The organism is Micromonospora sp. NPDC000121 (genome assembly GCF_042899165.1).
In the GTDB taxonomy this organism is placed as follows: domain Bacteria; phylum Actinomycetota; class Actinomycetes; order Mycobacteriales; family Micromonosporaceae; genus Micromonospora.
The window spans coordinates 66,656-88,448 of the sequence record NZ_JBIAZP010000017.1; the positions used below are offsets into that span (position 1 = coordinate 66,656).

3 protein-coding genes are annotated in these 21,793 nt (G+C 74.4%); all 3 read left to right on the forward strand.

Annotated elements, in window-relative coordinates:
- Positions 1-25: 25 nt before the first annotated feature.
- From ACFY23_RS30770 to ccrA, 3 genes are read left to right on the forward strand one after another with little or no spacing between them, the layout of a single operon-like run.
- Positions 26-961, forward strand: coding sequence for a TauD/TfdA family dioxygenase (locus ACFY23_RS30770; RefSeq protein ID WP_350685570.1), 936 nt, complete (start codon positions 26-28; stop codon positions 959-961).
- Between the two features lie 47 nt (positions 962-1,008).
- Positions 1,009-20,535, forward strand: coding sequence for a non-ribosomal peptide synthase/polyketide synthase (locus ACFY23_RS30775; protein ID WP_350819529.1), 19,527 nt, complete (start codon positions 1,009-1,011; stop codon positions 20,533-20,535).
- Positions 20,519-21,751 carry a crotonyl-CoA carboxylase/reductase gene (gene ccrA, locus ACFY23_RS30780; RefSeq protein ID WP_350684180.1) on the forward strand — a complete coding sequence of 411 codons (1,233 nt, stop codon included), beginning with the start codon at positions 20,519-20,521 and terminating at the stop codon, positions 21,749-21,751. The genes ACFY23_RS30775 and ccrA overlap by 17 nt, the downstream gene beginning before the upstream one ends.
- Positions 21,752-21,793 lie beyond the last annotated feature (42 nt).

Sequence of the window (21,793 nt, forward strand, 5' to 3'; positions counted from 1 at the left end):
GGAGTCCACGAAGAGGAGTGCCTCCATGACCGATAGCGAGCTGTGGAAGCCGCTGGAGATCAGCCCGTCCGACGTCGGCGCCCAGCCGGGCGCCGACGGCCTGCTCGCCTGGCTGTCCGCCCAGGACGTCGGGGGACTGCTGGTCGAGCACAAGGCACTGGTGTTCCGCGGATTCGGGATCGCCCCGACGACGCTGAACCCGGTGATCGACACGCTGCTGCCCAACCGGTTGGCCTACGTGCACGGCAACTCGCCGCGCACCAAGGTCGGCGACAACCTGTACACCTCCACGGACTATCCGCCGGAGTTCACCATCTCCATGCACAACGAGATGTCGTACGCCGCGCGCTGGCCCGCCCGGCTCATCTTCTTCTGCCAGCAGGCGCCTACCAGCGGCGGCGCCACCCCGGTCGTCGACGGCCGGCTCTGGCTGGACGCCATCCGCCCCGAGGTGCGCGAGGCGTTCGCCGGCGGGGTGCGCTACGTCCAGAACCTCCACGGCGGCCTCGGACTCGGCAAGAGCTGGCAGGCCACCTTCGAGACCGACGACCGGGAAGAGGTCGAGGCGTTCCTCAAGGACACCGACGCGGAGTGGGAGTGGCGCGCCGACGACACGCTCTGGATCAGCCAGGTCCGTCCGGCCACCATCCGCCACCCCGTCAGCGGCCTCGAGGTCTGGTTCAACCAGGCCGACCAGTGGCACGTCGCGGGTCTCGGCGAGGAGGCCGCCGACCTGATGGAGCTGCTGAGCGAGGACGAGGCGCCCCAGGCGGCCCAGTTCGCCGACGGCACTCCGATCCCCGCCGAGTGGATCGTCCACATCCAGCAGACCGGCCTGGAGCACGCGGTCGACGTCGACTGGCGCGAGGGCGACCTCATGGTCATCGACAACGTGCTCGTCGGACACGGCCGCCGGCCGTACGCGGGCCAGCGCCGCGTGCTCGTCGCCATGTCGGACTGAGCCGCCCTCCTCCCGCCGCCACCCATCGACCGGAAGGCACCACCGCGATGCAGTCAGGGATCTCGGAGATTCTGCCGTTGTCGCCGTTGCAGGAAGGCCTGCTGTTCCACAGCGTGTACGACGACGGGACCGACGTCTACACGGTGCAGATGGCGCTCGACCTGGCCGGCGAGCTCGACGCCGAGCGCCTGCGGACGGCGGCGGAGGCCCTGCTGGACCGGCATCCCCACCTGCGCGCCGCGTTCCGTTACCAGCGGGCGGACCGCATGCTCGCGGTGGTGCCCAAGAAGGCGGCGCTGCCGTGGGTCGTGCGCGACCTCGGTGGACTGACGGAGTCCGAGGCCGACGAGGAGTTGCGGCGGCTGGCTGACGACGAGCGGGCGCACCGCTTCGACCTCGGCGCACCGCCGCTCATGCGATTCGTGCTCGCCGCCCGCGGCGGCGGGCGGCACCGGCTGGTCATCACGATCCACCACATTCTGCTCGACGGCTGGTCGATGCCCTTGCTGCTGCGGGAGCTGTTCGCGCTCTACGGTTCGCGCGGCGACCTGGCTGTGCTGCCGCCCGCCACGCCGTACCGGGAATATCTCGGCTGGCTCGCGGGCCGCGACCGGGACGCTGCGGCGCGGGCCTGGCGGGCGGCGTTCGCCGGCGTCGACGAACCGACCCGCCTGGCGCCGGCGGATCCGGGCCGGCGCAGCGCGATGCCGGAGCGGCTGGTGCGGCCCCTGCCGGCCGACCTGAGCAGCGCCCTGCGGGAGCGGGCCGCCGCGGCCGGGCTGACGGTGGGCACCGTGCTCCAGACCGCGTGGGCAACAGTGCTCGGCGGGCTCACGGGGCGGACCGACGTGGTCTTCGGCGCCATCGTGGCCAGCCGGCCCGCGGAGCTGCCGGGCAGCGAGGCGATGATCGGCCTGCTGCTGGACACCGTCCCGGTACGGGTCCGGCTGGACCCGGCGCGGGCCTGGACGCAGATCGCCGCGCGGCTGCAGGACGAGCAGGCGGGTCTGCGCGAGCACCAGCACCTCGGGCTGGCGCGCATCCAACAGGTCGTCGGCGGGGATCTGTTCGACACCGCGTTCGTCTACGAGAACTACCCGGTATCCGACCGCGACGCGGAGGTCGCTCCCGGCCTTCGGGTGGTCGGGCTGCACGGGCGCGACGCCACGCACTACCCGCTCACCCTGGTCGCCGCGAACGCCGGCGACGACCTCGTCCTGCGGGTGGACCACCGGGCGGACCTGATCGGCGCGGACGTCGCGGAAGGGGTCCTCGACCGGCTGACGCGCGCGCTGACGGCGATGGCTGCCGACCCGGACCTGATCCTCGCCCGCATCGACACCCTCGAACCGGCCGAACGGGAGCGGATCCTCAGCGGCTGGAACGACACCGCGCATCCGTTGCCGCCGGCCACCCTGCCGGCGCTGTTCGAGGCCCAGGTCTCGCGCAGCCCGGAGCACCCCGCGCTGGTGTTCGAGGGCGAGACCCTCACGTACGCGCAGTTCAACGAGCGGGCCAACCGCCTGGCGCACCTGCTCGTCGCGCGCGGTGTCGGGCCGGAGCGCACCGTCGCGGTCGCCGTGCCGCGCGGCATCGACCTGCTCGTCGCGCTGTACGCCGTGCACAAGGCCGGTGGCGCCTACCTGCCGCTGGACACCGGCTATCCGGCCGAGCGGCTGGCGTTCATGCTCGCCGACGCCGCACCGGTGTGCGTGCTCACCGTCGGGTCCGTCGCCGGTGAGCTGCCGGACGGCACGCCGGCGGTCGTGTTGGACGATCCGGCGCTGCACGAGCAACTCGCCGCCCAGCCCGCCACCGACCCGGTCACGGCGCTGCTGCCCGGCCACGCCGCGTACGTCATCTACACCTCCGGATCGACCGGGCGGCCCAAGGGCGTCGTGGTCGCCCACGAGGCCGTCGCGAACCGTCTGCTGTGGGGGCAGGACCGTTATCCCCTCACCGCCGAGGACCGGGTGATGCAGAAGACCCCGGTCAGCTTCGACGTGTCGGTCTGGGAGCTGTTCTGGCCGCTCCAGGCCGGCGCCACCCTGGTGATCGCGCGGCCGGACGGTCACCGCGACGCGGCCTACCTGGCCGAGCTCATCGACCGGGAACGGGTCACCACCGTCCACTTCGTGCCGGTCCTGCTCGACGTGTTCCTCCGCGAACCGGCCGCCGCCCGGCTCGGCACGCTGCGCCGGGTGCTGTGCAGCGGCGAGGCACTGCCCGCCGAGGTCGCCGAGCGGTTCCACCGTACCCTCGACGCCGAGCTGCACAATCTCTACGGGCCCACCGAGGCCGCGGTGGAAATCATCACCTGCCAGGTCCCGGCGGAGGCGACGGGCCAGGTCGTGCCGATCGGCCGCCCGGTGTGGAACAGCCGGGTCTACGTGCTCGACGCCGCGCTGCGGCCGGTGCCGCCGGGCGTGACCGGCGAGCTGTACCTGGCCGGTGCGCAGCTGGGCCGCGGATACCTGCGCCGCCCCGGTCTCACCGCCGACCGGTTCGTCGCCGATCCGTTCGCCGGTGGCGGCGCACGGATGTACCGCACCGGCGACCTCGTGGCCTGGCGCGCCGACGGCATCCTCGACTACCTCGGTCGGGCCGACGGCCAGGTGAAGGTGCGCGGTCAGCGGGTCGAACTCGGCGAGATCGAGGCGGCGCTCGCCGCGTGCCCGGGAGTGGCCCGTGCGGTGGTCCTGTTCCGCGCCGACCGCTCCGGCAGTCGACGGCTGGTCGCCTACGTGGTTCCCGACGGCCCGGCCCCGGCCCTCGCCGGTCTCCAGGAGCACCTGCGGCGGCGGCTACCGGAGTACATGGTGCCGACGGCGCTGGTGACGTTGGACGAGTTCCCGCTCAACCCGAGCGGCAAGCTGGACCGGCGGGCCCTGCCCGCGCCGGCCTCCGACCCCGCCACGACCGGCGCACCACGCACGCCCGAGGAAGCGGTGATCTGCGAGGCCGTCGCGGCCGTCGTCGGCGTGACGCAGGCCGGCCCGGACGACAACTTCTTCGACCTCGGCGGCGACAGCATCCTCGCCATCGCGCTCGTGGCCCGGCTGCGTAAGGCCGGCGTGCGGCTGACCCCGCGCGACATCTTCCAGAACCCCACCGCCGCCGGGCTGGCGGCGGTCGCCGCCGAGCAGACGCACCCGGACGCGGAGCCCGCCGACGACGGTACGGGCGACGCGCCGCTGACCCCGATCATGCACGCGTTCCGCGAGCGTGGCGGACCGTTCGAGCGGCTGGCCCAGTCGATGCTGCTGCGCGTGCCGGCCGGCCTGGACGCCGACCGGCTCACCGCCGTCCTGCGCGCGGTGCTCGACCACCATCCCGTGCTGCGCGCCCGGCTCGCCGACGGTCCGGACGGCCGGCCGGTGCTGCGGATCGGGCCGCCCGGCACCGTCGACGCCGCCGGGCTGCTGCGCCGGGTCGACGTCGCGGCCCTCTGCGACGCGGACGCCGTCGCGCTCCTGGCCGGACAGGCCGCGATCGCCCGGGGCGAGCTGGACCCGGCACACGGGCGGATGGTCCGGGCAGTCTGGTTCGACGCCGGCCCCGACCGGCCCGGCCGGCTGCTGCTGGTGCTGCACCACCTCGTCGTCGACGGGGTCTCGTGGCGGGTGCTGCTGCCCGACCTGGCGCAGGCGTGGACCGCGGTCGCGGCGGGGGAGCCGGTCGTGCTGCCGCCCGGCGGCACCTCGTTCCGGCGCTGGGCCACCGCCTTGCAGGCCGCGGCGGCCGATCCGGCGCGGGCGGCCGAGGCCGAGCGGTGGGCGGCGATGCTTCGCGAACCCGAGCCGCTGGTCGGTGACCGGCCGCTGGACCGCACGCGCGACACGGCGCAGACGTTGCGCACCCTCAACCTGGAGCTGCCACCGGCGGTGGCCGGGCCGCTGCTCAGCTCGGTGCCGGCCGCCTTCCGCGCCCGGGTCAACGACGTGCTGCTGGCGGCCCTCGCCCTCGCGGTCACGCAGTGGCGCCGGTCGCGCGGCCAGGACAGCGGCGCCGGCGTACTGGTCGACCTCGAGGGGCACGGACGCGGTGAGCTGTTGCCCGGGGCCGACCTGTCCCGGACGGTCGGCTGGTTCACCTCGCTGTACCCCGTGCGCCTCACCGGCGCCCCGGCCGACACGGCCGGCCGGTGGGCGCCGGAGGCGCTGGACCGTACCGTGGCCGCGGTCAAGGACCTGCTGGCCGGGTTGCCCGACGACGGCCTCGGCTACGGCATCCTGCGCTACGGCGGCGCGGCCGCCGGTGCGCAGCTCGCCGATTCGCCGCGCCCGCAGATCGGCTTCAACTACCTCGGCCGCGTCGGCTCCGGCCACGCGGACGGCGGCGGGGAGTGGCAGCCCGACCCGGCGCTCGCCGCGCTCGGCACCGACCGGGGCGGCGAACTGCCACCCGCCCACGCGATCGAGCTGAACCTGTTCGCCCAGGACGGGTCGGACGGCCCCCGGCTGATCACCTCGCTGACGTGGCCGCGGACGCTGCTCGGCGAGGCGGACGTCCGCGAGCTGGGCGAGCTGTGGCAGCGTGCGGCCGGTGCGCTGGTGGACCGGGCGGCCGCGCCGGGCGTCGTCGTCGCCGCCCGCGCCGCGTCGGACTTCCCGCTCGTCACGCTCGGCGCCGACGAGATCGCCCAGCTGCTCGGCCAGCACCCGGGCGCCGCCGACCTGTTGCCGCTGGCGCCGCTGCAGAAGGGGCTGCTCTTCCACACGCTCTTCGACGAGAACGCGCCCGACGTGTACATGGTGCAGACGGTCCTGGACATCACCGGACCGCTGGACAGCGCCGCCCTGCGCGCCGCCGCCGGCATGGTGCTGCGCCGCCACGACAACCTGCGGGCGACCTTCTGCCACGAGGGCCTGCGCGAACCCGTGCAGGTGATCCTCGCCGAGGTGGACACGCCCTGGCACGAGGTCGACCTGACCGGCCTGCCCGAAGCGGAGATCGCGGCCGAGGCCGACCGGCTCACCCGGGAGGATCGACGGATCCGCTTCGACCTGGGGCAGGCGCCGCTGCTGCGGTTCACCCTGCTGCGCACCGGCCCGCAGCAGCACCGGTTCATCGTCAGCACCCACCACATCCTGGTCGACGGTTGGTCCCGCCCCATCCTGATGGAGGAACTCTTCCTGCTGTACCGGCACGGCGACGGGCGGCGGCTGCCGCCGGCCGGCCGCTACCGCGACTTCCTCGCCTGGCTCGCCGGTCACGAGCGCACCGAGGCCGAAGCCCGCTGGCGGGAGGCCCTCGACGGCCTCGACGGGCCGACCCTGCTCGCCCCCGCCGACCGGGCCCGCCGGCCACTGCGCCCGGAGTCGACCTCGATCGAGCTGCCCGAGGCGGACACCGAGGCGCTGGCGTCGGTCGCCCGCGGGCTCGGCGTCACCGTCAACACCGTCGTGCAGAGTGCGTGGGCGCTGCTGCTGCGTTCGGCCACCGGCCGCGACGACGTCTGCTTCGGCGCCACCGTGGCGGGACGGCCCCCGGAGGTCCTCGGCGTCGAGCGGATGGTGGGCCTGTTCATCAACACCGTGCCGGTCCGGATCCGGCCGAACGCCGCGGACACCCTCGGCGATCTGGCACGGCGGGTGCAGGCGGAGCAGTCGGCGCTGATGGCGCACCAGCACCTCAGCCTCGCCGACATCCAGCAGCTGGTCGGAGCCGAGGAACTCTTCGACACCGCGGTGGCGTTCGAGAGCTATCCGGTCCTGCCGGCGGCGCCCGACATCGCGGACACCGGGCTGCGGATCGAGGCCGTACCCGGCCGTACCGTCTCGCACTACCCGCTCAGCCTCACCGCCGTACCGGGCACCCGGCTGCACCTGCGGATGAACTACCGGCCCGACCTCTTCACGCCGGAGGCCGTCGACGGGCTGCTGGACCGGCTGGTGCGGGTGCTGTCCCGCTTCGCCGGCGATCCGGCCGCCCGGGTCGCCGCCATCGAGCCGCTGCTCGCCAGCGAACGCCGCCGCATGCTCGACGCCGGCGCCGGGCCGTCACGCGTGGAGAGCCCGGGCCGGACCCTGCCCGGCCTGCTCCTCGCCCAGGCCCACCGCACCCCCGACGCCATCGCGCTCGTCGACGCGGCGGAGGCCGTGACCTACGACGCGCTACGCCGCCGGGCGAACCGGCTGGCGCGGGTACTCGTCGCCCGTGGCGCCGAACCGGAGCGGATCGTCGCGCTCGCCGTACCCCGTGGCACCGACCTCGTGGTGGCGCTGCACGCGATCACCCAGACCGGCGCCGCGTACCTGCCCCTGGACACGGACTACCCGGCGGAGCGGGTCGCGTTCATGGCCGCCGACGCCGCGCCGGTCGTGCTCCTCACGACGCGGGAGGTCGCCGCGCGCTGGCGGCTGGCCGACGTGCCCGTCGTCGCCGTCGACGATCCCGCCGTCGCGGCCGAGGTGGACGCCGCGGACGACACCGACCTGACCGACGCCGACCGCACCGCCACGCTGCTCGACCGGCACCCCGCGTACGTGATCTACACGTCCGGCTCGACGGGTCGGCCCAAGGGCGTCGTCGTGGAGCACCGGATGCTCGCCGACTACCTCGGGCACGCGGCCGCCGCCTACCCGTCGGCCGCCGGGGTGGCGCTGCTGCACTCGTCGGTGTCGTTCGACATGTCGGTGACCGCACTGCACGCCCCGCTGGTGACGGGCGGTTGCGTCCGGCTGGCCGCCATCGAGGAGGCGGTCCCGGATCACGCGCACCCCACCCTGCCCTCCGGCTGGACGCTGTTCAAGGGCACCCCGAGCCACCTGACGCTGATGCAGTCCGCGGCGGTCGACCTGGCACCGACGCAGGAGCTGCTGCTGGCCGGCGAACCGCTGACCGGCGCTCAGCTCGACGACTGGCGGCAGCAGCACCCGGACGTCGCGGTCCTCAACGTCTACGGCCCGACCGAGACCACCGTCAGCGCCACCGAGCACCGCATCCCGGCCGGTGCGCCGGCCTCGGCGGGCGCCGTGCCGATCGGCCGCCCGCTGCCGAACACCCGCTGCTACGTCCTCGACAGCGGCCTTCGGCTGCTGCCCGCCGGCGCCGTCGGCGAGCTGTATCTCGCCGGGAACCGGGTCGCGCGCGGATACCTGCGCCGCGCCGCCCTGTCGTCGGCACGGTTCGTCGCCGACCCGTTCGGACCGGCCGGCTCCCGGATGTACCGCACCGGCGACCTGGTCCGGTGGAACGCCGACGGCACGCTCGACTTCGTCGGCCGCGTCGACGACCAGGTGAAGGTGCGCGGCTTCCGGATCGAGCCGGGCGAGATCGAGGCCGCGCTCAGCCGCCATCCCCGCATCGCCCGCGCCGCGGTGATCGTGCGCGAGGACCTGCCGGGCGACCGGCGCCTGGTGGCGTACGTGGTCGGGCGCGACGGGCACCGGCCGGTGGCCGCCGAGGTCCGCCGGTTCGTCGGTGAGAGCCTTCCCGAGTACATGGTTCCGCAGACCGTGGTCGTCCTGGACGAGCTGCCGCTGACCCCCAACGGCAAGGTGGACCGGCGGGCCCTGCCGGTTCCGGTGGTGGGCGGGCTGGCCGAGGCGCGCCCGCCGCGCAACCCGCAGGAGGAGATCCTCTGCGGTCTGTTCGCCGAGGTGCTCGGCGTCGGCCGGGTCGGCGTGGACGAGAACTTCTTCGAGCTGGGCGGGCACTCGCTGTCGGCGACCCGGCTGGTCGGCCGGGTCCGGGCCACCTTCGGCACGGAGCTGCCGATCCGGGCGCTGTTCGAGACGCCGACGGCAGCGGGCGTGGCCCGCCGGCTCGCCGAGTCGGCGGGGCGCGGCCGGGCGCCGGTCGTGGCCGTGCCGCGTACGGGCACCGTGCCGTTGTCCTTCGCGCAGCGCAGGCTGTGGTTCCTCAACGAACTGGAGAGCGCGAGCCCGCTGTACAGCATCCCGATGGTGCTGCGGCTACGCGGCGACCTCGACCGCGACGCCCTGCTCGCCGCGCTGCGCGACGTGGTCATGCGCCACGAGAGTCTCCGCACACTGTTCCCCGAGGCCGACGGCGAACCGCGGCAACTGATCCTCGACCCGGCACGGGCGGCGGAGATGGTGGCGCTTCCGGTGGTGGAGCCGGGGCCCGACGGCGTGGCGGCCGAGGTGCGGGCCCTGATCCGGCGCGGGTTCCGGCTCGCCGAGGAGCTGCCCCTGCGGGCGGTGCTGTTGACCATGGGCCCGGGCGAGCACGTGCTCGTCGCGGTGCTGCACCACATCGCCGGCGACGGCTGGTCGATGCGGCCGCTGGCCCGCGACCTCGCCCTCGCCTACACCGCGCGGCGCGACGGGCGGGCGGCCGACCTGCCGGCGCTCCCTGTCCAGTACGCCGACTACGCGGCCTGGCAGCGGACGTGGCTCGGCGACGAGGACGATCCGGACAGCCCGATCGCCCGGCAGCGCGACTACTGGACCACCGTCCTCGCCGGGCTCCCCGAGGAACTGGACCTGCCGGTCGACCGGCGCCGTCCGGCCGTGTCGTCGTACCAGGGCGGCAAGATCCGATTCACCCTCGACGCGGAGCTGCACAAGCAGCTCGGCGTCCTGGCCCGGCGGAACAAGGCCAGCCTCTTCATGGTGTTGCAGGCGGGCCTCGCCGCGCTGCTGACCCGGCTCGGCGCCGGCACCGACATCCCGGTCGGCAGCCCGATCGCCGGGCGGACCGACAGCACCCTGGACGACCTCGTCGGATTCTTCATCAACACCCTGGTGCTGCGCACGAGCACCGCCGGCAACCCGAGCGTGCAGGAGCTGATCGGCCGGGTCCGCGAGACCGATCTGGCCGCGTACGAGCACCAGGACCTGCCGTTCGAACGTCTCGTCGAGGTGCTCAATCCGGCCCGCTCCCTCTCCCGGCACCCGTTGTTCCAGGTCATGCTGTCGTTGCAGAACACCCCCGAGGCGAGCATCCAGCTGCCCGGGCTGAGCCTCAGCGCGGTGGCCGAAGCCGCCGACGTGGCGAAGTTCGACCTGTCGTTCGCGATGGGGGAGCGGCGGGGCGCCGGCGGGCAGGCCGAGGGGATCGAAGGCGTCGTGGAGTACAGCGCCGACCTCTTCGACGCCTCCACCGTGGACACCATGCTCCAGCGGTACGTCCGGGTGCTGCGCGCGTTCGTCACCGACCCGGCCGCCCGGATCGGCGCGCTCGACGTGCTCACCGCGCCGGAGCGGGACCTGCTCACCGCCGCGGCCGAGGCGGTGCGTGAGCGGACGCCGACCCTCGACGGCCTCGTCACCGCGCAGGCCAGCCGCACGCCCGACGCGGTCGCCGTGGCGTACGGCGACACCGAGGTCACCTACGCCGAGCTGGTGCGGCGGGCGAACCGGCTGGCGCACGCGCTCGCCGACCGCGGCGCCGGGCCGGAGAAGACCGTCGCCGTCGCCGTGCCCCGCTCGGTCGACCTGGTGGTCGCCATCCTCGCCACGCTGAAGACCGGCGCCGCGTACCTGCCGCTGGACACCGAGCACCCGCCGGAGCGGATCGCCTATCTGCTCTCCGACGCGGATCCCGTCCTGCTGGTCACCGCCGCCGACGTCGCCGACCGGTGGCCGCGGACCGCCGACCGTACGGTCCTGGTCCTCGACCGTGCGGATCTGACCCGGCTGCCCACCGACGAACCCCCGGTCGAGCGGCACCCCGCCAACCCGGCGTACGTGATCTACACGTCCGGATCGACCGGCCGCCCCAAGGGCGTCGTCGTCGAGCACCGCACGGTCGTGCCGATCATCGAGGCGTCCGTGCGGGCGTTCGGCGCGGGCCCCGGCCGGACCGTGCTCCAGCACGCCTCGGCCGGATTCGACAACTCCGTCTGGGAGACGTTCATCGCCCTCGGGTCCGGTGCCACCCTGTGCCTCGGCCCGGCCCAGGCGATGGTCTCCGGCGAGGACCTGGCGGAGCTGATCCGGCGTCACGGCGTCGACCTGGCCGTCCTCGTGCCGTCGGTGCTGGCGTTGGTCGACCGGGACCGGGTGCCGGGCCTGCACACGCTGCTCGTCGGCGGCGAGGCCATCCCGCCCGCGCTCGCGCAGCGATGGGCCGGCGGCCGGAGGATGTTCAACACCTACGGGCCGACCGAGGCGTCGATCCACTGCACGCTGGGCCGGCTGACGCCGGCGAACGCGGGCGACACGCCGATCGGCAGGCCCAACGACGGCGTCACCGTGCGCCTGCTCGATGCCTGCCTCCAGCCGGTGCCGGCGGGGGTCGTCGGCGAGATGTACATCAGCGGTGTCGGGGTCGCCCGCGGCTACCACCGGCGGCCCGGTCTGACCGCGGGCCGGTTCGTCGCCGACCCCTACGGCCCGCCCGGCGCCCGCATGTACCGCACCGGGGACCTGGCGCGACGCGACGCCGAGGGCGACCTCTTCTTCGCCGGCCGCGCCGACGACCAGGTCAAGGTGCGCGGTGTGCGGATCGAACTGGGCGAGATCGAGACGGTGCTGGCCGCGCACCCGGCGGTGGACCGCGCCGCCGTCGCCGTGCACGCCGATCGTCTCGTCGGCTACGCGGTCCCGGCAGCCGGCGCCACGCTGCCGTCGCCGGCCGAGCTTCGCCGGCACCTGCGGCGCACGCTGCCGGAGCAGCTCGTCCCCGCGACGTTCCTCGGGTTGGACGCGTTGCCGCTCAACGCGAACGGCAAACTCGACCGCAAGGCCCTGCCCGCACCCGAGCTGCCGTCCGCACCGGCCGGGCGGGGCCCGTCCGATCCGCGCGAGGACCTGCTCTGCACGCTGTTCGCCGAGGTGCTGGATGTGGCCCGGGTCGGCGTCGACGACAACTTCTTCGAGCTGGGCGGTCACTCCCTGGCGGCGACCCGGCTGGTGAGCCGGATCCGCTCGGCCTTCGGCGAGGAGATGCCGGTCCGCCAGGTCTTCGAGACCCCCACGGTGGCGGCTCTGGCCCGCAGGCTGACCGGTGGGGCGCCGGCCCGCCCGCCCCTGGAGGTGCTGCCGCGGCCGGAGCGCATCCCGCTGTCCTTCGCCCAGCGCCGGCTCTGGCTGATCAACCAGTTGGAGGGGCCGAGCGCCACCTACAACGTGCCGATGGTGCTGCGGCTGCGCGGCGACCTCGACGCCGACGCGCTGCGGCAGGCGTTCGCCGACGTGGTGGGCCGGCACGAGAGCCTGCGCACGGTCTTCCGTGAGATCGACCAGGAGCCGTTCCAGGTGGTCCTGCCCGCGACGGCGGCCGTCCCCGCCCTCCCGGTGCTGCATCCCGCACCGGGCGACGCCGACCGTTGCGTCCGCGAACAGCTCGACCGCGCCTTCGACCTGGCGGCCGAACCGCCGGTGCGCGCCGCTCTGGTGGCCCTCGGCCCGCTCGAGCACCTGCTTGTCGTGACCTGTCACCACATCGCCACCGACGGCTGGTCGGCCGGGCCGCTCGCGCGTGACCTGGCCGAGGCCTACGCGGCCCGGCGCACCGCAAGTGCGCCCGCCTGGCAGCCGTTGCCGGTGCAGTACGCCGACTACGCGCTCTGGCAGCACCGGTGGCTGGGCAGCGAAAGCGACCCGGACAGCCCGATCGCCCAGCAGTTGGCCTACTGGACCAAGACCCTGGCCGCGCTGCCCGAGGAGCTGACGCTGCCCTTCGACCATCCGCGGCCCGCGGCGCTGTCCCACCGCGGCGGCACCGTCCCGCTCGTCCTCGACGCCGGGCTGCACGCCCGGGTGACCGCCGTGGCACGGTCGACGGGGACGAGTGTGTTCATGGTGGTGCAGGCGGCGCTGGCGGCGTTGCTGACCCGGTTGGGCGCGGGGTCGGATGTGCCGATCGGTACGCCGGTGGCGGGCCGGTCCGACGACGCGCTCGACGAGTTGGTGGGGTTCTTCGTCAACACGTTGGTGTTGCGGACGGACACGAGTGGGGATCCGTCGTTCCGGGAGTTGCTGGGTCGGGTGCGTGAGGCTGACCTGGCGGCGTACGGGTATCAGGATCTGCCGTTCGAGCGTCTGGTGGAGGTGCTCAACCCGGTGCGGTCGCTGGCGCGGCATCCCCTCTTCCAGGTCATGCTGTCGCTGCAACCGGCGAGCGCGCCCGCCGCCGTCCCGCCCAACCTCGACTCCGCCGGCCTCAAGGCCGACAGCGACCAGCTCGACACCGCAACCGGGCCCACGTCGGCGAAGTTCGACCTGTCGGTGCGGTTGGCCGAGAGTTCCGGCGCCGACGGCCGACCCGCCGGGATGACCGGCACCCTCGCCTACGCCGAGGACCTGTTCGAACGCGGCACCGCACAGACGATCGCTTCCCGGCTCGTACGCCTGCTCGAGGCCGTCGTGCGGGAACCCGATCAGCGGATCGGCGCGGTGGACCTGCTCGACGCCGACGAGCGCCGGGAACTGCTCGCCGAGTGGCAGCGCGCCGCCAGCCCGGCGCCGGACGTCCTCGTACCCGACCTGGTCCAGGCGCAGGCCGCCCGCACGCCCGACGCGCCGGCGGTGGAGTTCGGCACCGAGGTGGTCTCCTACGCCGAACTCAACGCCCGCGCCAACCGCCTCGCCCGCCTGCTGCGCGACCACGGGGCCGGACCGGAGCAGCTCGTCGCGCTCGCCGTGCCGCGCTCGGCCGACATGGTCGTCGCCGTGCTGGCGGTGCTCAAGAGTGGCGCGGCCTACCTGCCGATCGATCCGGACTATCCGGCGGAGCGCATCGCACTGATGCTCACCGACGCCACGCCGGCCGTGCTGGTCACCACCTCGACGGTCGCGGGGCAGCTGCCCGTCGCCGCCGCACGCCGGCTCCTGCTCGACGACGCGGGCGTGCGTGCCGACCTCGCCGCCCGGGCGGACAGCGACCTGACCGACGCCGACCGAACGGCGCCGCTGACCGCCGACCACCCCGCCTACGTCATCTACACCTCCGGGTCGACCGGCCGCCCCAAGGGGGTCGTGCTGACCCACCGGGGCATCCCCAACCTGGTCCTGACCCGCAAGGTCGCGTACGACCTCGGTCCCGGCGCACGGTTGCTCCAGTTCGCATCCCTGAGTTTCGACTCCGCCCTGTCGGAGCTGTGCGCGCCGCTGGTCTCCGGCGGGTGCATCGTGCTGGGGCTCGCCGACCGGCTCGTGCAGCTGGCCAACCTTCCGGAGCTGATCGCCGAGCGGCAGGTCAGCCACGTGACGCTGCCGCCCGCGGTGCTCAGCAGGCTCCCCGTCGGCAGCCTGCCGTCGGTGCGCACGCTGGCCGTCGTCGGTGAGGCGCCGTCGGCCGATCTGGCGGCCGGCTGGGCCACGGGACGGCGGATGTTCAACGCGTACGGACCCACCGAGGCGACGGTCTGCGCGACGATGACCGAACCCCTCGAGCCGCGCGCGGGCGTGCCGCCGATCGGACGGCCGTTGCCCAACACCCGGGCGTACGTCCTCGACGCCCAGCTGAACCCGGTCCCGGCCGGAGTCCCGGGCGAGCTGTACCTCTCCGGCATCAACCTTGCCCGGGGCTACCTCGGACAGAGCGGGCTCACCGCGGACCGGTTCGTCGCCGATCCCTTCGGCGGGCCGGGCGAGCGGATGTACCGCACCGGCGACCTGGTCCGCCGCCGCGCCGACGGCCAGCTGGACTTCCTCGGCCGGGCCGACCACCAGGTGAAGCTGCGCGGCTTCCGGATCGAGCTGGGCGAGATCGAGGCGGCACTGGCCGCCGCGCCCGGTGTGGCGCAGGCGCTCGTGCTGGTGCGAGCGGGTGCTTCCGGCGACCGGCGCCTCGTCGCCTACGTCGTCGCGCGCCCGGACGCCGACCCGGGTGAGGCGGAGCTGCGTGCCCACCTCGCCGGGCTGCTGCCGGACTACATGGTCCCGTCGGCCTTCGTACGCATGCCCGAACTACCGCTGACGGTCAACGGCAAGGTCGACCGGGCGGCCCTGCCAGCGCCCCGCGACCCCGCCGGCTCCCGCCGGGAGCCCGCCGACGGTCGCGAGGCGCAGCTCTGCGCGCTCGTGGCCGGCGTGTTGGGGCTGGACGGCGTCGGCGTGGACGACAACTTCTTCGCGATCGGCGGCGACAGCATCGTCGCCATCCAGCTGGTCAGCCGGGCGCGCGCCGCCGGACTGCTGTTCACCCCGCGCGACATCTTCCGGCACCAGACCATCGCCGCCCTCGCCGCTGTCGTCACCGAGGCCGACGCGCCGGACGCGGCGGCCGACGACGGCACCGGCACGGTGCCGCCGACGCCGATCGTGTCGTGGCTGCGCGGGCTCACCGGCCCCATCGAGGGCCTGAACCAGTCGAGGCTGCTGCGGGTTCCGGGCGGTACCGGGCTGGACCGGCTCACCCGCGCGGTGCAGGCCGTCGTGGACAACCACGACGCGCTGCGGATCCGCCTGCACCGGCGCCCGAACGCCTGGGAACTGTCGGTCGGGCCGCGCGGCAGCGTGGCCGCCGCCGACCGGGTGCGCCGGGTCGACGTGGCGGGCCTGGACGCGGCGGCCCTGCGCGAGGCGCTCGGCACCCACGGCGAGGCGGCCCGCCGCCGGCTCGACCCGGACGCCGGCGCGGTCGTCGAGGTCGTCTGGTTCGACGCCGGGCCGCAGACGCCGGGGCGGCTGCTGATCGTCGCGCACCACCTCGTCGTCGACCGGGTCTCCTGGAGCATTCTGCTGCCGGACCTGGCCTCGGCGTGGGAGTCGGCGACCGGTGACGAGCCCGTCGTGCTCCCGCCGGTGCCCACCTCGCTGCGCCGCTGGGCGTTGGCGCTGCACGAGGCGGCGCGCGATCCGCGCCGGGTGGCCGAACTGCCGCTGTGGTCGCGGATGCTGGCCCGTCCGGAGCCACCGCTCGGTGCCCGGGCGCTCGATCCCGGCCGCGACGTGCGCGGCACGGCGCAGGCCGTCACCGCCGAGCTGCCGGCCGAGGTCACCACCCCGCTGCTGACGTCCGTCCCGGCCGCGTTCCACGCGCAGCCGAACGAGATCCTGCTGACCGGGCTCGCCCTGGCCGTGGCCCGGTGGCGGCAACGGCGCGGCTCTGTCGCACCGGCGGTGCTCGTCGACGTCGAGGGGCACGGCCGCGAGGACGCGGGCGCGGGTCTGGACGTGACCCGCACCGTGGGCTGGTTCACCACGATGTACCCGGTCGCGGTGGACCTCGGCGGCATCGACCCGGATGACACGTCTGACGCCGGCACGCTCCTCAAGCGCGTCAAGGAGACCCTGCGTGCGCTGCCGGACAACGGCCTGGGCTACGGGTTGCTGCGCCACCTCAACCCCGACACCGCCGCGGTGCTCGCCCCGCTCGCCGGGCCGCAGATCGGCTTCAACTACCTCGGCCGTTCCGGCGGTGCCGCGTCCGTCGACACCGGCACCGGCTGGTCGCCGGCCCCCGCCGACGAACTCCGGCTGCCCGGCAGCGATCCCGGCTTGGCCGTCTCGCACGTGCTGGACATCAGCGCCATCACCCGCGAAGAGGCCGGCGGTCCCCGGCTGCTCACCCGCTGGAGCTGGCCGGCGGGCATGTTCGGCGCCGCCGAGGTGCGGGAGCTGACCGAACTGTGGCACGCGGCCCTCGCCGCGTTGGTGGAGTGCGCCGGCCGGCCCGGCGGCGGTGGGCACACCCCATCGGACTTCCCGCTCGTCGACCTCACCCAGCAGGACCTCGACGCGTTGCAGGAAGACCCGGCCGGGCTGGCCGACGTGCTGCCGCTCGCGCCGCTGCAGGAGGGCCTGCTCTTCCACCTCCACCACCGCGGCGACGGGCCGGACCCGTACCTGGTGCAGCTCGCCGTGGACTGCGAGGGCGACCTCGACCCGGCGGCGCTGCGGGCGGCCGGTGCGGCGTTGCTGGAGCGCCACCCGAACCTGCGCGCCGGATTCCGGTACCTGGTCGACGGCGCCGCGGTGCAGTACGTACGCGAGCGTGTCGAGCTGCCGTGGACCGAGGCCGACATCACGTCCCTGCCCGAGGGGGAGCGCGACGCCGCGCTGGACCGGCTGGCGGCCGCCGAACGCGCGGCCGGCTTCGACCCGGACCGTCCGCCGCTGCTGCGCCTGCTGCTCGTGCGGATCGCTGACCGGCGGTACCGACTGGTCCTCACCAACCACCACATCCTCTTCGACGGCTGGTCAGCGCCGCTGCTGCTGCGGGACCTGGTCGGGCTCTACGCCGCCGGAGGGTCTGCCGCCGGTCTGCCGCCGGCCGCGGACTTCCGCCGCTACCTGCGCTGGCTCGTCGGACAGGACCGAGCCGGCACCGAGGCGGCCTGGCGGCAGGCGCTGTCCGGCGTCACCGAGGCGACCCGGCTCTGCCGGCCCGATCCCGGCCCGGCCGACCGGCTGCCCGAGCGGCTTCTCGCCGACCTGCCGGCCGACGTCGCCACGGCGGTGCAACGCCGGGCCGCCGCGACCGGGGTGACCCTCAACACCGTGCTCCAGACCGCCTGGGCGGTCGTGCTGGGTGGTCTGACCGGCCGCCGGGACGTCGTGTTCGGCGCCACCGTGTCCGGCCGGCCGCCCGAGCTGCCCGGCATCGAGAGGATGGTCGGCCTGTTCATCAACACCGTGCCGGTCCGGGTGCGCCTCGACCCGGGCGCGCCCTGGCCGCAGGCGCTGCGGCGGGTGCAGAACGAACAGTCGGAGCTGACCCCGCACCAGTACCTCGGGCTGGCGCACATCCACCGGCTGGCCGGCATCGGCGAGCTGTTCGACACGGCGTTCGTGTTCGAGAACTACCCGATCGACGCCGCGGGGGACGACGCCACGGGCACGCCGGAGGGACTCCGGGTCACCCGGGTCGACGGCCGTGACTCCGCGCACTACCCGCTCGTCGTGGCCGCCTCACCGACCCGTGGCGGGCTGCGGTTGCGGCTGGACTACCGGTGCGACCTGTTCACCGCGGAGACCGCCAGAGAGCTGCTGGGACGGCTGGAGAGGGTACTGGCGGCCACCGCGGCCGACTGGGACCAGCCGGTGGGCCGTCTCGGCCTGCTCGACGAGACCGAACGGCACACCCTGCTGGTCGAGTGGAACGCCACGCGGCAGCCGGTCGACGACGGCCCGCAGACCATCACCGACGCCTTCGCGCGGGTGGCGGGCCAGCGGCCGGACGCGCCCGCGCTGAGGCTGGGCGGGCATGCCCTGACCTACCGGGAACTCGACGCGGTCGCCAGCCGGCTGGCCCGCCGCCTCGTCGGCCTGGGCCTGCTGCCGGACCAGCGGGTGGGGCTGCTGTTCGAGCGCTCGGTCGAGCTGGTGGTCGCCGCGCTCGCGGTCGGCCGGGCGGGCGGCGCGTACGTCCCGCTCGACCCGAAACACCCCGCCGCCCGGCAGCGGCTGATCCTGGGCGAGACCGCGGCGCCGTTCCTGCTCACCGGCGGCGACCGCACAGACGACTGGCTCGCCGGGCTGAGCGGCCGGGTGACGGTCGTCCCGGTGACGCTCGACGATCTCGCCGACACCGGCGACACGTCCGGCCCCGACGCCCTGCCGCCGGTCGTGCCGGACCAGGTCGCCTACGTCATGTACACGTCGGGTTCGACGGGGCTGCCGAAGGGGGCCGCCGTCACCCACCGCGACGTCGTCGAGCTGGCGGCCGACCGGTGCTGGCGCACCGGCAGCCAGGAACGCGTGCTGTTCCACTCACCGCACGCCTGGGACGCCTCGACGCTGGAGTGGTGGGTGCCGCTGCTCAACGGCGGCGAGGTCGTCATCGCCCCGCCACAAGCGCTGGACACCGCGGTGCTGCGCGACCTGATCGTCGGCGAGCGGATCACCGGCCTGTGGCTGTCGGCCGGGCTGTTCCGGCTGCTGGCCGAGGAGGACCCGGCCTGCTTCGCGGGTCTGCGCGAGGTCCGCACCGGTGGCGACGTGGTCTCCGCCGACGCGGTACGCGCGGTCCTCGCGGCGTGCCCGCAGACCGTGGTGACCAACGGCTACGGGCCGACCGAGGCGACGGTCTTCGCGGTGCACCACGCGATGCGCCAGGGCGACCCGGTGGGCGACACCGTGCCGATCGGCCGGCTGCTGGACAACATGCGCGGCTACGTACTCGACGCGTTCGTCCGCCCGGTGCCGGTCGGCGTCGCGGGAGAGCTGTACCTCGCCGGATCCGGTCTGGCGCAGGGCTACGAGCGGGATCCGGCCACGACGGCGCGCTGGTTCCCGGCCGATCCCTTCGGGCCGCCCGGCACCCGCATGTACCGGACCGGCGACCTGGTGCGGTGGCGGCCGGACGGGCGACTCGAGTTCGTCGGCCGGGTCGACGACCAGGTGAAGATCCGCGGTTTCCGGATCGAGACAGGCGAGATCGAGACCGCGCTGACCGGCCACCCGGCGGTCGGGCAGGCCGCCGTCCTGGCCCAGGAGTACCGGCCGGATGACCGGCGCCTCGTGGCATACCTGGTGGCGGCGCCCGGCGCCACGGTGCCGGAGCCACCGGTGCTCGTGGAGCACCTGCGCGGGTCGCTGCCCGACTACATGGTGCCCTCGGCGTTCGTGACGCTGCAGCGGTTGCCGCTGACCAGCAACGCCAAGCTGGACCGCGCCGCGTTGCCACTGCCGTCGGTCGGTGGCGGGGCGGGCCGGTCACCGCGTACCCCCCGCGAGGCGCTGCTGTGCGCGGTCTTCGCGGAGGTCCTGGGCATCGAGCGGGTGCGGCTGGACGACGACTTCTTCGCGCTGGGCGGCAACTCGCTGCTCGCCGCCGCGCTGCTGACCCGGCTGCGTACGGTCTTCGGCGCGGGGCTGAGCATCCAGGCGCTGTTCGCCGGGCCCACCCCGGCGCGGGTCGCCGAGGCGCTGGACGACCCGGCGGCCGGCGCGGCCGACAGCTTCGCCGTGCTGCTCCCGCTGCGGGCCGCGGGTGACCGGCCGCCGCTGTTCTGCGTGCACGCCGGTGGTGGCCTGAGCTGGCGCTACTACGGGCTGCTGCGCCACCTACCGCCCGGTCAGCCGGTGTACGGGCTCCAAGCCCGCGCCTACAGCACCCCCGGCTACCAACCGGCCGACGTGGCGGAGATGGCCGCCGACTACGTGGCGCAGCTGCGGGCGGTCCAGCCGCACGGGCCCTACCACCTCGTCGGCTGGTCCTTCGGCGGGCTGGTGGCACACGCCATGGCGACGGCGTTGCAGGCGACGGGGGAGCGGGTCGAGCTGCTGGCGCTGCTGGACGCGTTCCCGGCGCGCGACGGGGACGACATCGTCGTGCCCGCCGCCGAAGATGTCCTACCGGTGCTGCTGGAGGCCGCCGACGTCACACTCGACTCCACCGGGACGGAAGGGCTGACCGTGGCCCGTGCCGCCGAGGAGCTCCGGGAGCGCGGCGGGCCGCTGGGCGACCTGCTCGCCGGCCGGGTGGAGACCGTGCTCGAGACGTTCCGCACCGGCTTGCGCCTTCGCCGGTCGTACGAACCGGAGGTCTTCGACGGCGATCTGCAGCTGTTCGTCGCGGACGGGACCGACCCGGGCGCGGCGTTGGCCCGGTGGAAGCCGTTCGTCACCGGCCGGATGACCGGCCACCCGCTGCCGTTCGCGCACAGCGACCTGCTGCGTTCGGAAGCTCTCGCCGTCGTCGTCGAGAGGCTCGGCGACCGGCTTCCACACCGTACGAGAAAGGACGTGACCGATGCAGGAGCTTCATGACCTGGGCACGACCGCGCCGTTGGGCGAGGTCCCGCGATTCATGCACGCGGCGCTGATCCGCCGCAGCCGGTACGGCCAGCCGGCGAAGGCGTTCGAGATCGAGGTCGTCGAGGTGCCGCCGGTCGGGCCGAAGCAGGTCCTGGTCTCGGTCATGGCGGCCGGTATCAACTACAACGGCGTGTGGGCGGCGCTCGGCGCACCCGCCGACGTGATCGCCCTTCGGCAGAAGAAGGGCGACCCGTACGACTTCCACATCGCCGGCACCGAGGGTTCCGGTGTGGTCTACGCCGTCGGCTCCGAGGTCACCCAGTTCCGCGTGGGCGACCATGTCATCTTCGGTGGCCTGCAGTGGAACGAGTCCGCGCCCGACATCCGCCTCGGGGTGGACCCGACCGCTTCGCGCTCCCAGGTCGCCTGGGGCTACGAGAGCAACTTCGGGGCCTTCTCGCAGTACTGCCTGGTCGACGAGTACCAGTGTTACGCCAAGCCTCCCACCCTCACGTGGGAGGGCGCCGGCGCGATGATCGGCTGCGCGGCGACCGCCTACCGGCAGCTGTTCGGGTGGCACCCGCACACGGTGCAACCCGGTGACCCGGTGCTGGTGTGGGGCGGCGCGGGCGGCCTGGGGTCGATGGCGATCCAGTTGGTGAGCCAGTTCGGTGGCCGGCCGGTCGCCGTGGTGTCCAGCGAGGCCAAGGCCGAGCACTGCCGGCGGCTCGGCGCGGTCGGGGTAATCGACCGGTCCGAGTTCGACCACTGGGGCCGGATGCCCGACCAGGACACGCCGGAGTACGCCAGGTGGATGGCCGGTGTGCGGGCCTTCGGGCGCAAGTTCTGGGAGGTGCTCGGTGAGCGCCGCAACCCGCGGATCGTCTTCGAGCACCCGGGCCGCGACACGCTGCCGACGTCGGTGTATCTGTGCGACAACGCGGGCATGGTGGTGACCTGCGCCGGCACGAGTGGCTACAACGGGGACCTGGACCTGCGGTTCCTCTGGATGCACCAGAAGCGGTTGCAGGGCTCGCACGCGGCGAACGTGCGCGAGACCGCGGCGATGGTCCAGCTGGCCGGCGCGGGCCGGCTGGATCCGTGCGTGACGGTGGCCGAGCCGATGAACGAGATCGGTTCACTGCATCAGGCCCTGTACGAGAATCGGCACGAGCCGGGGAACATGGCCGTGCTGATCGGCGCGTCGGCGCCCGGGCAGACGGGCTGAACAGCGCGAAGGCGGGACGGCCCCCGGGGGCCGTCCCGCCTT